Source organism: Streptomyces bobili (genome assembly GCF_002154575.1).
GTDB lineage: Bacteria > Actinomycetota > Actinomycetes > Streptomycetales > Streptomycetaceae > Streptomyces > Streptomyces bobili.
Genome location: NZ_MUBA01000600.1, coordinates 1 through 856, shown reverse-complemented (window position 1 = coordinate 856; position 856 = coordinate 1). Strand labels below are relative to the sequence as shown.

Below are 856 nucleotides of genomic sequence, written 5' to 3'. Positions count from 1 at the left end.
GGCGATCGGCTTGGGGGCGGTGGGCATGGGGTGTGTCAGCTCCTGCGGTTGCCGCCGACCAGGGCCTTGCCGGCCGGGATGCGGATCTCGTAGCCGCCGTCGAGGGCGGCGGTGCCACCGGCGGGCAGGGCCACCCGCCAGAGGCGGGTGCCCGGGGCGTGGGTCTCGGAGCCGGCGCTCTCGTCGGGTGTCGTCCAGTCCGCCCTTTCCTCGATCCGGACGTCCGCCTCGGCGGAGACCGGCACCAGCTCGCGGACCTCGACGGTGACGGGCCGGGCGAGCTGGTTGGCCAGCTCCACGTGCACGCTGTGGTCGAGCACGGTGACGTTGTTGCGCAGACCCGCGGTCGACTCGCGCAGGTTGGTACGCCGGGTGACCCTGATGCCCTCGGCCGGCCCCAGTCCCACCCGGCGTACGCCGCCGGGCGCGAGCGTGGGCAGGGACGCGGTCAGCAGGAAGTCGTCGTCGACGGTGACCTCCACCGGGCCGGCCAGCAGGGCCTGGTCGGTGGCGTTGGAGAGCACCAGGGTGGCGTACACGGTCGGTTCCACGGACGGCACGCACAGGTACTCGGTGCGCAGTCCGACCGGGATCTCGCCGACGGTGACGGTGTGCCAGGTGCCGTCCGAGGGGATGTCGGCGCGGGCGGCGGCGTCGAAACGGTGGTCGAAGGAACCCGCCGACCGGCGGGGCGGCACGGCGTGACCGGGCAGGGGCAGCGAGGCCACCGACTCGGCGCGACGCCGGTACTCCGCCGCCACCGGGTCGTGGGAGGAGCCGGGGAACAGCCGTCCCCGGCGTCCCGCCTGCTCGTCGGGACCGGACAACACCAGGGCGGCGTAGTCGAGTTCGGCAC

The 856-nt window shown here is 74.4% G+C and carries 1 protein-coding gene; it reads right to left on the bottom strand.

The window, feature by feature from the left end:
- Window positions 1–35: 35 nt before the first annotated feature.
- Window positions 36–856 (bottom strand): DUF4139 domain-containing protein (locus BZL64_RS34635; protein WP_143663394.1); only part of this gene is annotated, 821 nt, incomplete at its 5' end.